The sequence below is a fragment of the Mumia quercus genome (assembly GCF_025506335.1).
Classification (GTDB): Bacteria; Actinomycetota; Actinomycetes; order Propionibacteriales; family Nocardioidaceae; genus Mumia; species Mumia quercus.
This window is the reverse complement of record NZ_JANZYO010000003.1, coordinates 232,683-245,184: the sequence shown is the minus strand read 5'-3', so window position 1 is coordinate 245,184 and position 12,502 is coordinate 232,683. Positions and strand designations below refer to the sequence as shown.

Here is a 12,502-nt window from a genome sequence, read left to right as displayed (position 1 = left end):
TCAGTCCCACTCCAGTCCGCCGCGGCGCCAGACGTACACGTACGCGACGAAGACCGTCGCGATGAACAGCAGCATCTCGACGATGCCGAACCAGCCGAGAAGATCGAACTCGACCGCGAAGGGGTAGAGGAAGATGATCTCCACGTCGAAGATGATGAAGAGCATCGCGGTGATGAAGTACTTCACCGGGATGCGTCCGCCGCCGGCCGCCTGGGGCGACGGCTCGATGCCGCACTCGTACGAGTCGACCTTGGCGCGGTTGTAGCGCTTGGGCCCCGTCAACGGAGCGATCAGCACGGAGAAAACCGCGAATGCTCCCGAGATGGCGGCGAGCACCAGGATCGGGGTGTACTCGGTCACCGCATCCTCCCTTCGTGAAAACCTTCACGAGCCGGTCCACAGGCCCTCACTGGCAAGTGAGTTGCTGTGTTTCACGTCACTATGCCACGCGTCAGGAGTGTCCACGACAGGGGGTGGCCGACCTCACATCGGGCCCCTGAGAACGCTGGTCAGACAGCGTTTCCGCGCAGAATGCGTTGCGTAATTCCGCTCGCGAGAGACCCCCGCTGTGGACACGAGAGACCTAGGCCTCTCGCGGATACGCGAGGGGTCTCTCGCCGGTGGGCGGGAGGTCTCTCGCCGTCAGGGGGTGGGCTTGGTGGCGGTGTGGAGCGCGACGATGCCGCCGGAGAGGTTCTCCCAGCGGACGGGGCCCCAACCGGTCTCCGCGATGACCTTCGCGAGACCCAGCTGGTCGGGCCACGACATGATCGACTCGGCGAGGTACACGTACGAGTCGGGGTTGGACGAGACGGCGCGGGCGACCGGCGGGAGCGCCCGCATCAGGTACTCGAGGTAGACCTTCCGGAAGGGCGCGAACGTGGGGTGGCTGAACTCGCAGACCACCAACCGCCCGCCCGGCTTGGTGACGCGCAGCATCTCCTCGAGCGCGACCGCCGGCTCGTAGACGTTGCGCAGCCCGAACGAGATCGTGACCGCGTCGAAGGTCTCGTCGGCGAACGGGAGACGCATCCCGTCGCCGGCGGTGAACGGCAGGGCGGCGTGGTGGCGCTTGCCCTCACGCAGCATGCCCAGGCTGAAGTCGCACGGGACGACGTACGCCCCGTCCTCGGCGAAGGGCACCGACGAGGTGCCGGTGCCGGCGGCGAGATCGAGCACTCTCTCCCCCGCACGAGCTCCCACGAGCGCACGGACGCGGCGGCGCCACGCACGGTCCTGGCCCAACGACAGCACGTCGTTGGTCAGGTCGTAGCGACGTGCGACGGCGTCGAACATCGACGCGACCTCGTGGGGCTGCTTGTCCAGGCTCGCTCGGCTCACGAGCCCCACTGTGTCACGCACCGCGGCGGCCACGATGTCACGGGTCGTACCCTGGCTGACGTGACCGACACCGTCGTGCCCCTCCAGGGACCGCTCCGTCTCGTGGCCCAGACGGTCCCGCTCGACCCCTCCTCGCTGGACGTCCCCCTGACTCATCTGCTGCCTGCCGAGGGCGGCCTGGCGTGGGTCCGCGACGGCGACGGACTCGTGGCCTGGGGCGAGGCGGCACGGCTCGAGACGAGCGGGGACGGACGCTTCCGCGAGGCCAGCGCGTGGTGGCGCGAGATCTCCGCGCACGCCGTCGTACGCGACAAGGTCGAGGTCGCGGGTACGGGACTGGTGGCCTTCGGGTCGTTCGCGTTCACGAGCTCGTCCGGCGCCACCCGCGGCCGGGCAGGCGGCAGCTCCGTCCTCGTCGTGCCGAGCGTGATCGTGGGACGACGAGGCGGCACGACGTGGGTCACGACGATCCGCGAGTCGGCCCTTGCGCCGGCGCCTCCGGTCCGCCCCACCGACGACCCCGTCGTCCCGCAGGACGTCGCGTTCGCCGACGGCTCGACCTCCGGCGCCCGGTGGGAGTCGATCGTGTCCGAGGCCGTCCGACGGATCGAGGCCGGCGACCTCGACAAGGTGGTCCTCGCCCGTGACCTCGTCGCCGAGCTCTCCGCCCCCCTCGACGTCCGCGCGCCGCTGCGCCGGCTCGCCGCGACCTACCCCAACTGCTGGACGTTCCACGTCGACCGCCTGTTCGGCGCGACACCGGAGATGCTGGTGCGGCGCGAGCGCGGCCTCGTCACCTCTCGCGTGCTCGCCGGGACGATCCGGCGTACGGGCGACGACTCCCGCGACCTCGCCCTCGCCGGCTCGCTCGCGCGGTCGAGCAAGGACCTCGAGGAGCACGAGTACGCGGTGCGCTCGGTCGCCGACGCGCTGGAGCCGTACTGCTCGTCGATGAACGTGCCCGAGGCGCCGTTCGTCCTCCACCTCCCCAACGTCATGCACCTCGCCACCGACGTCGCGGGGGTCGTGGACGCCGAGCACGAGTCGGCGTCTGCGCTCGACCTCGCCGCCGCGCTGCACCCGTCGGCGGCGGTCGGCGGGACGCCCCGCGCAGAGGCGCTCGCGCTCATCGACGAGATCGAGGAGCTGGACCGGGGCCGCTACGCCGCGCCGGTTGGCTGGATCGACGCCGCCGGTGACGGCGAGTGGGGCATCGCGCTGCGCTCGGCGGAGTACGAGGGCGCGCGCGTCCGCCTGTTCGCCGGATGCGGGATCGTCGCCGACTCCGACCCGGAGGCCGAGCTCGCGGAGTCGCAGGCCAAGCTCGTGCCGGTCCGCGACGCGCTCACGGCGACCGACGACCGCTGACCCCGTCGTCGCCGCCGTCGTCGCCCAGCAGCGCCGCGAGGTCGTCGGCGCTCAGCCTGCCCGCCGACGCGCCGCCGTCCAGCACGCTCGCGACCAGCTCGGCCTTGCGGTCCTTGAGCTCGACGACCTTCTCCTCGATCGTGCCGGTCGCGACGAGCCGGTAGACCATCACCGGTGACTCCTGCCCGATCCGGTGGGCGCGGTCCACGGCCTGGGCCTCGACGGCAGGGTTCCACCAGGGGTCGAGCACGAAGACGTAGTCGGCCTCGGTCAGCGTGAGCCCGACTCCTCCCGCCTTGAGGCTGATCAGGAAGACGGGGTCGTCGCCGTTCTTGAAGCCGTCGATCACCGCACCGCGGTCGCGCGTGCTGCCGTCGAGGTAGGACGTCGTGAAGCCTTCGTGCTCGAGCCGGTCCTGGACACGTCGCAGGAACGTCGTGAACTGGCTGAAGACCAGCGCCCGGTGGCCCTCGGCGGCGAGCTCGCGCACGTGCTCGACGAGCAGGTCGACCTTGGCGGACCCGATCGCGTCGTACGCCGGGTCGACGAGGCCCGCGTCGAGAGCGAGCTGCCGCAGACGGGTGAGCGCCGCGAAGATCGTGACCCGGTGCCGCCGCAACGCCACCTCGTCGTCGCCGGCGTCGGCGAGCAGGCCGAGGATCCGCTGGCGCTCGCGCTGGAGATGCGTGTCGTAGACCTTGCGGTGCCGCGCCGAGAGCGCGACCGCGAGCACCTGCTCCTGCTTGGGCGGCAGGTCGGAGGCGACGAGCTCCTTGGTGCGCCGCAGCACGATCGGGCGGATCCGCCGCCGCAACCGCGCGAGCTGCTCGGCGTCACCGCCCTTCTCGATCGGCTGAGCGACCGTCTGGGCGAACTGGAGCGGGTACGGGAAGAGCCCGGGCGCCGTCAGCGACAGTAGGGACCACAGCTCCATGAGGTCGTTCTCGACCGGGGTGCCGGTGATGGCGAGGCTGAACGGCGCCTCGACCCGGCGTACGGCCTGGTAGGTCTTGCCGCGGTGGTTCTTGACCGCCTGCGCCTCGTCGAGGATGCGACCCGACCACGACAGGCGCGCGTACGCGTCGGCCTCGAGCCGCAGCAGCGTGTACGAGGTCACGACGACGTCGGCGCCTGCGGCCACCTCGTCGAGCGGCTGCCGGCGGCGTGCCGCGGACTCGGTCACCGTCCGCACGTCGAGGTCGGGCGCGAAGGCGGCGGCCTCGTTCGCCCACGTCCCGACGACGCTGGTCGGGGCGACCACGAGGAACGGCGGCGCGTCGGGCTCACGCTCGCGGACGTGGGCAATCAGCGCGAGCGCCTGCAGCGTCTTGCCGAGGCCCATGTCGTCGGCCAGGATGCCGCCGAGGCTGTGCTCGGCGAGGAAGGCGAGCCACGAGAACCCGTCGCGCTGGTACGGGCGCAGGGTTGCTTTCAGGCCGACCGGCACGGCCGCCTCGGGGACGCCGTCTCGACCGGCGAGCCGGCGCGCGAGCGCGACCCAGCGCGCCGCCTCCACGTCCACGACGCCGAGCTCGTCCAGCTCCTCCCACAGGTCGAAGGCCTGCGTGGCGACGCTCATCGTCGACTCGTCACGGGGGCGGTCGTCGAGGGCGCGCGCGTCCGCGAGCATCCGGGCGAGCGCATCGAGCTCGGGGTGGTCGACCGAGACGTAGAGGTACGTGCCCTTGCGCTCTGTCTGGTGCAGCAGGATCTTGTCCTGGCCCGTCGCGATCGCCTCGATGATGGTCGCGAGCCCGACCTGGCGGCCGCCGATGGTGACGACGACCTCGAGGTCGAGCCAGTCCGTACGGCCTGACGGGGCCGGCGCCGCGGTGAACTGGATCTCGGGCTTGCCGAGCACCTCGCGGAACTGCGGCTGACCGTCGGCGTGGACCTCGAACGCGGGGTGGCGCTGCAGCGCGGGGAGGATCTCCTCGGCGAACCGGACCGCGTCCATCTCGCGCAGCACCAGCTCCGCGTACGGGCGGGGCCCCGCGGTGCCCGCGCGCAGCAGCAGCACCGAGGCGGCGTCGTCGAGCACCAGCCGGTCGAGGGCGTCGCGCTCGAGGCTCTCGTCACGCACGCCGTACGGGGCCGGCTCCTCGTCCAGCCCGAAGACCCGGACGGTCTGGCCGGTCCCCGGCGTCCGGTAGTGCCACGACCACGCCAGGCGCACCTCGTGGCCGCCCACCCACGACACGGCGAGGACGAGGTGAGGCACGGGCGGGTCGGGGACCGCCACCGAGTCGTCGCGCGAGGTCACCTCGACGAGCCGGCGTACCCGCGGAAGGTACGTGTGGAGCAGGTCGTCCATGCCCTCGCGCGGCACCGCGACCTGGCGGCCCGTGGTGAAGAGCTCGCGCACGGCAGGCGTCGGCGTCCGGTCGAGGGGAGCGAGCGTCACCACGGCCTCGTCGCCGTCGCCCTCCCAGAGCGCGACCCCGTGCTCGGGCGAGCCGAGCAGGGTCGCGTCCTCCGCAGGCACCCAGGCCCCGCCGACCCCGGCACCCGCGAGGAGCACCGCTCCCCCGTCGCCGTCGGACTGCGCGTCCATCGAGAGCCGGGCGGGCTGGGCGGCGACCCGGACGTCGGCGAACCCGGAGGCGACCAGCGGCAGCCCGACCTCGTGGGCCTCGCGCAGCAGCCGCCACAGCGACGCGCCCAGCTTGCCGAGGGCGAGCGTGTCCTCCGAGCCGAACCCGTACGACATCCGCGCGCGGTGCGTGCCGTGGATCGCCCGCAGCACGTCGACGTGCTCGGGCACGAACCGGCCGTCTCGCGGATCGGCGACGATGAGGTCCCGCCACCCGACTCCCGACTTGATCCAGTCGCCTCGTCGGCCGCGGGTCACCGGGCGCAGCCGCAGCGACGGCCGGCGCGACGTGGGCGCGGCCCGTCCGAACCGCCGCTCCTCGAAGCGCGGCGGCGTCACCTCGAAGCGCAGCGCCAGCGCGCCGACGGCCGTACGGGGCGCTGGGGCAGCGCCTGCGTCGTCGCCGACGTCGGCGACGAGCTCGTCCAAGATCCGCTCCCACGTCGGTCCGGAGGCCGCCGACGCGACCGTCGTCGGCGCGGCCTCGCGGGCGTGCGCCACCAGGACGGTCGCGACCGCGTGCTTGCAGAACCGGCCGACCGGGCACGAGCAGGCCGTGTAGAGCTCGACCGGCGCGTCGTGGTCGCGGCGGGCGGAGACGACCGTCTGGTACGTCGCCGCGCCGCTGCCGACCACGCTGCTCTGGAGCACGTAGCCGTCCCGGTTGCGCGCCACGTCGAGGTCGATCACGTACCCCTGGCGGGCGTACGCCGCACCGCGGTCGATCGTGCCCTCGTCCACGTGCAGACGCAGGAGGGCCCGGTCGGCGAGGTCGGCGAGGGTCAGCACCCGTCAAGCCTAGGTCGCGCCGCTGACGGCCCGCGGCGTTCGTCCCCAGGCGGGCGCGCCCCTACCGGCCGCGGTGGGGACGCACCACCAGCCCTGTCCCACCTCCACGTCGTACGGGCTCGGCCGCCGCGATCATCGTGCCGCGCCGCCCGACCTCGATCGTCGCCGCGGCACCGATCTCCGCCGCGGACGTGAACGCGTCGCCGGAGGGCACCAGACGCTGCTGGTACGGCGCGAGCGCCGCCCCGTACGCCTCGATGAAGGACGGCTCGGCAGGAGTCGTCGGTGCGTTGCGGCTCGACGCGCGCGGGGCGGCGACCGCCTCGGGAAGCGTCATCCCCAGGTCGATCCGGTTGACGAGGATCTGCAGCACCGTCGTGATGATCGTCGCACCGCCGGGCGAGCCGAGGACGTACTTCACCTTGCCGCCGTCGACCACGATCGTCGGCGCCATCGACGAGCGCGGGCGCTTGCCGGGCTGGATGCGGTTCGGGTCGTTCGCGTCGTAGACCGTGCTGAAGTCGGTCAGCTCGTTGTTCAGCAGGAACCCGCGGCCGGGGACCGTGATGCCGGAGCCGCCGGTCTGCTCGATCGTCAGCGTGTACGCGACGGCGTTGCCCCACTTGTCGACGACCGAGAGGTGGGTGGTCGAGACGTTCTCCGTGTCCGGCTTCTCCGTACGGGCGGCGGTGCCGCAGCCGCGCCCGTCGAGCGCACCCGGCGCCACCGGGCGTACCGCGGCCTTCGTCGGGTCGATCACGCAGGCGCGCGAGTCGGCGAAACGCTGGCTCAGCAGCGTCTTGGTCGGGACGTCCACGAACGCCGGGTCGCCGACGTACGCGTTGCGGTCGGCGAACGCGTGCGCGCTGGCCTCCAGGAAGAGGTGGAGGCTCTGCGCGGTGCCGGAGCCGCCGCGGAGGCGGTAGTTCTCGAGGATGTTCAGCGCCTCGCCGACCGTGGTGCCGCCCGAGCTCGACGGCGCCATCGAGTAGACGTCGTGCCCGCGGTAGCTCACCTTCGACGGCGCCTGGTGCCGGACGCGGTACGACGCGAGGTCGTCGGTGGTCATCGACCCGGGCGGGGCGGGGAGGGCCGAGGCCGGGTCCTTCGGCGGAGCCTGGACGGTCTCGGCGATCTCGCCGGCGAGCGCCCCCTGGTAGAACGCCCTGGGACCACGCTGGGCGATCGCGGCGTACGTACGGGCGAGATCGGCGTTGCGGAAGGTGGTGCCGACCTGCGGCGCGTCACCGCCGGGCAGGAAGAGCGCGGCGGTGTCCGGGAACGCCGCGAACCGCGCCTTGTTGTCCAGGGTCTGGCTCCGGAACGTCTGGTCGACCGGGAAGCCCTTGCGGGCGACCTCGATCGCCGGGGCGAGCGAACGGGCGAGGCTGCGCTTGCCGAAGCGCTTCAGCGCCGCGTCCCACGTCGCGACCGTGCCGGGGACGCCGACAGCGACGCCGGAGGAGACGAGCTCCGGGGAGAACCGGTACGGCTGACCGGTCGCCGGGTCGATGAACGCGTCGGGCGTGATCCCGGCCGGCGCGGTCTCGCGGCCGTCGATCGTGGAGACCTTGCGCTTCTTCGCGTCGTAGAAGACGAAGTAGCCTCCGCCCCCGATGCCCGCGCTGTACGGCTCGGTGACGCCGAGCGTGGCCGCCATCGCGACCGCGGCGTCCGCCGCGTTGCCGCCGCGCGCCAGCACGTCGCGTCCGACCCGGCTCGCGGTCGCGTCGACCGAGGAGACGGCCCCGCCCGTGCCGTACGACGTGGGCGTGGGTTGAGGAGGCGGCGAGGGTCGGTGCGCCTGCGCGGGGGCGGCGCCGACGAGTCCGGTCGCGGTGAGGGTCAGGGCAGCGGCGAGGGTGATGCTCGGAAGCCTCATCGCTCGACGGTCTCAGGGCCTGCCGCAGCGCGCAACCCCTCGCGGCGCCGGTGAGCCCGCCTGTGGACGACGCCAGCGAGCGAGCGTCGGATTACGCGACCCTTCCGTCGTGGACGCTCTCGCACTCGCCGACCTCCTGTCCACACAGCGGGGCGTCGTCGCCCGGCGACAGCTCCTGGAGCTCGGCCTCGAGTCTCATGACATCCGTCGGCTCATCCGCCGCAAGGACCTCGTGCCGCTCTTCGCGGGCGTCTACGTGAACCACACCGGACACCCGACGTGGATCCAGCGCGCGTGGGGTGCCGTTCTCTACGCGTGGCCGGCGGCACTCGGTGGCGAGTCGGCGATACGAGCAGCCGAGCGGCGGGCACTCGAGACCACGGTCCCGGAGACCGTGACGATCGTCGTCTCGCGCGACCGCCATCTCAAAGCTGCTCCCGAGCACGTCGCGATCTCCAGGTGTGCGCGCGTGGAGGATCGCGTGCAGTGGCACCAGTCTCCTCCGCGTCTGAGGTACGACGAGGCGGTGCTCGACGTCGCCCTCGCAGCGACCGACGAGGTGGGCGCGGTCGCCGCGCTCGCCGCAGCGTGTGCGTCCCGACGGACGACGGCACGACGGCTCGCGGAGGCGCTCGCCGCGCGGTCCCGCGTCACGGGCCGGCGGTGGGTGCAGGCTGTGCTGCAGGACATCGCGGACGGAACCCACTCCGTACTCGAGCACGGCTACCTCCACCGTGTCGAGCGACCACACGGGCTCCCGCGCGGACGGCGCCAGGTCGCCAGCGCGGGCGGCGGGACCTCGGTCTACCGCGACGTCGAGCACGGCCGCGTCGTCGTCGAGCTGGACGGGCGGATCTACCACGAGTCGAGCGAGCGCCGCGACGCCGACCTCGAGCGCGATCTCGACGTCCTCGTCGCGGCGCGTACGACGGCACGGCTCGGGTGGGGACAGGTGTTCCGACGGCCCTGCAGCACCGCGGTCAAGCTTGCGCGCCTGCTCCAGCACCACGGCTGGGACGGTGCTCCTCGCCCGTGCGCGTCACCCGAGTGCGCAGTGCGGTCCCTCGGTGCCACCTGATGACACCAAGGGACCGCGCTGTCGCCTCAGATGCGCTCGAGCGTGGGGCGCTTGGGCTTGACCGAGTCGCCCGAGGAGGTGCCGTTGATTCGCCGCTGGACCCACGGCACCGCGAACTCCTTCGCCCACTGGAGGTCGGCGTCGCGCTTCTGCTTCTTGCTGGGCGGCTCGGCCTTGGGCAGGCGCGGCTTCTTGAGGTCGTGGCTGATGCCGAGGGTGTCGAGGACGTGGATCGCCATCTGCTTGTGGCCGTAGCTCGAGAGGTGGAGCCGGTCGGTGTCCCAGTAGCGGTCGTCACGGAACTCGCGGAAGCGCCAGAAGTCGACGAGCGTCGCGCCGTGGGTGTCGGCGATCTCGCGCACGATCTCGTTGTAGATCGCCACCCGGCCGCGCAGCTTGCCGAACACCGGCGCGTACCCGAGGTCGTACCCGGTGAACATCACGACGCGCCCTCCGCAGACAGCGAGGCGCCCGATCGCGGCGTCGTACAGCTCGCCGAGGAGGTCGAGGTCGACCTTCGGCCGCAGGATGTCGTTGCCGCCGGCGTAGATCGTGACGAGGTCCGGCGAGAGCCGCAGCGCCGGCTCCAGCTGCTCGGCGATCACCGGCTTGAGCAGCCGTCCGCGGACCGCGAGGTTGGCGTACCCGAAGTCGTCGGACTTCGTCGCCAGCACCTCGGCCACCCGGTCGGCCCAGCCGCGCAGGCCGTTGGGACGGCGCTTGTCAGGGTCGCCGACGCCCTCGGTGAACGAGTCGCCCAGCGCGACGTAGCGGTGGTACAGGGGTTCGCTGGCCATGGGCCGATTCTCGCACCGGGGGACCTGAGGACCGTGGAGGTGGCGTCCGACGGTGGTGTCTGGGTGCGATGATGGCTGCATCATGCGCCTCGTCGACCACCTTCCCGCCGCCGAGGAGTCCGACGACGCCGACGTCGTCTTCGACGCGTTCAGCAGCTGGGCCGAGGGCGAGGGCCTGACCCTCTACCCCGCCCAGGAGGACGCCCTCATCGAGATCGTCTCCGGCTCGAACGTGATCCTCGCGACACCGACCGGCTCGGGCAAGAGCCTCGTCGCAGCGGGCGCGCAGTTCGCCGCGCTCGCGAAGGGGCGGCGCAGCTTCTACACGGCCCCCATCAAGGCGCTGGTCTCGGAGAAGTTCTTCGCGCTGGTGGACATGTTCGGCGCCGACAACGTCGGGATGATGACCGGCGACGCCTCAGTGAACGCCGACGCGCCGATCATCGCCGCAACCGCGGAGATCCTCGCCAACAAGGCCCTGCGCGAGGGCGCGACGGCCGAGGTCGGACTCGTCGTGATGGACGAGTTCCACTTCTACTCCGAGCCGGACCGCGGCTGGGCGTGGGAGGTGCCGCTGCTCGAGCTGCCGCACGCGCAGTTCCTGCTGATGTCCGCGACGCTCGGCGACACCACGCGCTTCGAGCAGGACCTCACCCGTCGTACGGGCCGCGAGACGACCCTCGTCGCCGGCACCGAGCGACCGGTCCCGCTCGTCCACGAGTACGTGACCTCGCCGGTGCACGAGACGGTCGAGGAGCTCCTGGCGACCGGGCAGGCGCCGATCTACATCGTCCACTTCACCCAGGCCTCGGCCATCGAGCGTGCGCAGGCCCTGTCGAGCATCAACGTGACGACGCGGGCGGAGAAGGACACGATCGCGCGCGAGCTGGGCGACTTCCGGTTCCAGACCGGCTTCGGCAAGACGCTGTCGCGGCTGGTGCGGATGGGCATCGGCGTGCACCACGCGGGGATGCTTCCGCGCTACCGCCGCCTCGTCGAGCGGCTCACCCAGAAGGGCCTGCTCAAGGTCGTCTGCGGCACCGACACGCTCGGCGTCGGCATCAACGTCCCCATCCGTACGGTCCTGTTCTCGGGTCTGTCCAAGTACGACGGCATCCGCCAGCGACACCTGCACGTGCGCGAGTTCCAGCAGATCGCCGGGCGTGCCGGACGGGCCGGGTACGACACGATCGGCCGCGTGGTCGTGCAGGCGCCCGAGCACGAGGTCGAGAACGCCAAGATGGTCCGCAAGGCCGGCGACGACCCCAAGAAGCTGCGCAAGATCCAGCGCAAGAAGCCGCCCGAGGGCTTCGTCAACTGGTCCGACCGGACGTTCGACAAGCTCTCCACCGGCCAGCCGGAGCCGCTCGCGTCACGGATGCGGATGACGCACGCGATGGTGCTCAACCTCGTCGCCCGTCCCGGCGACGCGCGGGCCGCCGTACGCTCGCTGGTCACCGACTCCCACGCCAGCGAGGCCGACCAGGAGCGGATGCTCGCCGAGGCGGAGTCGATCTTCGAGACCCTGATCGAGGGCGGCGTCGTCGAGGAGCTCGCCGAGCCCGACGCCGAGGGCCGTTCGGTGCGGCTCACGGTCGACCTGCAGGAGGACTTCGCGCTCAACCAGCCGCTGGCACCGTTCGCGGTGGCCGCGCTGGAGATCCTCGACCCCGACTCCCCCACGTACGCGCTCGAGGTCGTGTCGGTGTTCGAGGCGATCCTCGAGGACCCGCGTCCGATCATCACCGCCCAGCGCAACCGCGCGAAGGGCGAGGCGGTCGCCGAGATGAAGGCGGAGGGCCTGGAGTACGAGGAGCGCATGGAGCTCCTCGAGGACGTCGAGCACCCGCAGCCGCTGCGCGACGAGCTCGAGGTCGCGTACGAGGCGTACCGCTCGGGCCACCCGTGGGTCTCCGACTACCAGCTCAAGCCGAAGTCGGTCGCCCGCGAGATGTGGGAGCGGTCGATGACGTTCGCCGAGTACGTGAGCATGTACCAGCTCGCGCGCTCGGAGGGGCTCGTCCTGCGCTACCTGTCCGACGTCTACCGCACGCTGCGGCACACCGTTCCTGACTCCTACGTCACCGACGAGATCGACGACATCACCTACTGGCTCGGCGAGGTCGTGCGTCAGACCGACTCGAGCCTCCTCGACGAGTGGGAGGCGCTGGCTGCCGGCGAGGGCGGCTCGGTCGACGTCGTCATCGCGCAGCACGACGCCGTCGACGCCGGGCCGCCGCCGGTGACGTCCAACGAGCGGGCGTTCCGGGTGCTGGTGCGCAACGCGCTGTTCCGCCGGGTCGAGCTGATGGCGCTGCGCCGGTGGATCGACCTCGGGGCGATGGACGGGGCGGCCGGGTGGAACGCCGACGTGTGGCAGGAGGCGATCCAGGACTACTTCGCCGAGTACGACACGCTCGGCACGGGCCCGGACGCACGCGGGCCCGCGATGCTCGTGGTGGACACCGACCCCGAGGGCGCGGAGAGTCGCGTCTGGCACGTGCGTCAGATCCTCGACGACCCCGAGGGCGACCGCGACTGGGCGATCTTCGCGACGGTGCACCTCGACGCCTCCGACGAGGCCGGCGAGGCAGTCGTGCAGATCACGGACGTGGGCCCCCAGACGGACGTCGGCGCCTGAGGCCGCGAACGCG

General features: G+C 72.0%; 8 protein-coding genes. 3 read left to right on the top strand and 5 right to left on the bottom strand.

From position 1 onward, the window contains the following. Together NYZ95_RS07650 and NYZ95_RS07645 are read right to left on the bottom strand one after the other, a co-directional pair. Positions 1-360: an NADH-quinone oxidoreductase subunit A gene (locus NYZ95_RS07650; protein WP_262850336.1), complete on the bottom strand. Its 360-nt coding sequence runs from the start codon at positions 358-360 to the stop codon at positions 1-3. A 282-nt stretch (positions 361-642) separates the two neighbouring features. Continuing rightward, positions 643-1,341 (bottom strand): demethylmenaquinone methyltransferase, encoded by a 699-nt coding sequence (locus NYZ95_RS07645; protein ID WP_262850334.1) that lies wholly within the window; start codon positions 1,339-1,341, stop codon positions 643-645. 60 nt (positions 1,342-1,401) lie between these two features. Between NYZ95_RS07645 and NYZ95_RS07640 the strand changes: the two genes are divergently transcribed. Next, on the top strand, positions 1,402-2,709 hold the full coding sequence (locus NYZ95_RS07640; RefSeq protein WP_262850332.1) for an isochorismate synthase: 1,308 nt from the start codon (positions 1,402-1,404) through the stop codon (positions 2,707-2,709). On the opposite strand, the gene NYZ95_RS07635 is transcribed toward NYZ95_RS07640, so the two are convergent. Next, positions 2,687-6,091, bottom strand: a complete 3,405-nt coding sequence (locus NYZ95_RS07635; protein WP_262850330.1) for a DEAD/DEAH box helicase — start codon at positions 6,089-6,091, stop codon at positions 2,687-2,689. The two genes, NYZ95_RS07640 and NYZ95_RS07635, sit on opposite strands and share 23 nt — an antisense overlap. A gap of 61 nt (positions 6,092-6,152) precedes the next feature. Further along, positions 6,153-7,973, bottom strand: coding sequence for a gamma-glutamyltransferase (gene ggt / locus NYZ95_RS07630; protein ID WP_262850328.1), 1,821 nt, complete (start codon positions 7,971-7,973; stop codon positions 6,153-6,155). A 109-nt stretch (positions 7,974-8,082) separates the two neighbouring features. On the opposite strand from ggt, the gene NYZ95_RS07625 reads away from it, so the two are divergent. Continuing rightward, the gene (locus tag NYZ95_RS07625) at positions 8,083-9,051 is read left to right on the top strand and encodes a type IV toxin-antitoxin system AbiEi family antitoxin domain-containing protein (protein ID WP_262850327.1); all 969 of its coding nucleotides are present in this window, start codon (positions 8,083-8,085) and stop codon (positions 9,049-9,051) included. Between the two features lie 26 nt (positions 9,052-9,077). Here NYZ95_RS07625 and NYZ95_RS07620 read toward each other — a convergent pair whose 3' ends face one another. Next, positions 9,078-9,848, bottom strand: coding sequence for an SGNH/GDSL hydrolase family protein (locus tag NYZ95_RS07620; RefSeq protein WP_262850326.1), 771 nt, complete (start codon positions 9,846-9,848; stop codon positions 9,078-9,080). Between the two features lie 82 nt (positions 9,849-9,930). Here NYZ95_RS07620 and NYZ95_RS07615 point away from each other — a divergent pair, with 82 nt between their 5' ends. Continuing rightward, entirely contained in the window at positions 9,931-12,489 is a 2,559-nt protein-coding gene (locus NYZ95_RS07615) for a DEAD/DEAH box helicase (protein ID WP_262850325.1), read from the top strand. Positions 12,490-12,502: the final 13 nt, after the last annotated feature.